This window comes from Kocuria sp. ZOR0020, assembly GCF_000800955.1.
GTDB classification, from domain to species: domain Bacteria; phylum Actinomycetota; class Actinomycetes; order Actinomycetales; family Micrococcaceae; genus Kocuria; species Kocuria subflava.
On sequence record NZ_JROX01000409.1, the window covers coordinates 1 to 443 of the forward strand.

At 64.8% G+C, this 443-nt stretch carries 1 protein-coding gene; it reads left to right on the forward strand.

Annotated features, from left to right (window positions below):
- Window positions 1-39: 39 nt before the first annotated feature.
- Window positions 40-443 (forward strand): ABC transporter permease (locus L979_RS14815; RefSeq protein WP_197052183.1); only part of this gene is annotated, 404 nt, incomplete at its 3' end.

The window sequence follows — 443 nt, forward strand, 5'->3', positions numbered from 1 at the left end:
GCAACAGCCACAACACAAGCAGCATCCACACCATTCACCATGGGCGGCCGCACTCCCACCGAGTTCGCGTGGTTCGTCGTCGGGCTGGCGTTGATGGCCACGGCAGCTGCTGTGATCCAGCACCGTCACGGCATGCGCTTGGGCCCTCAGATCTTCACGGGCGTCCTGCGGGCGGCCCTTCAGCTGAGCATCATCGCGGTGCTGCTGCGCGGGATCCTGAGCGTGCCGTGGACGGTGATGTTCTTCATCGCCCTGATGCTGACCACGGCCTCCTTGACCTCCATCGGTCGCCTCAAAGGCATGCCGTTTGCCAAGCAGGCCGTGCTGACCGGTGTGATAGCAGGCGGGGTCGCGGGCACGGCGGCCGTGTTCGGTCTGCACCTGGTGGACTGGACAACCCAGAACGTGATCGCCGTGGCGGGCATTCTGATCGGCAACTCCAT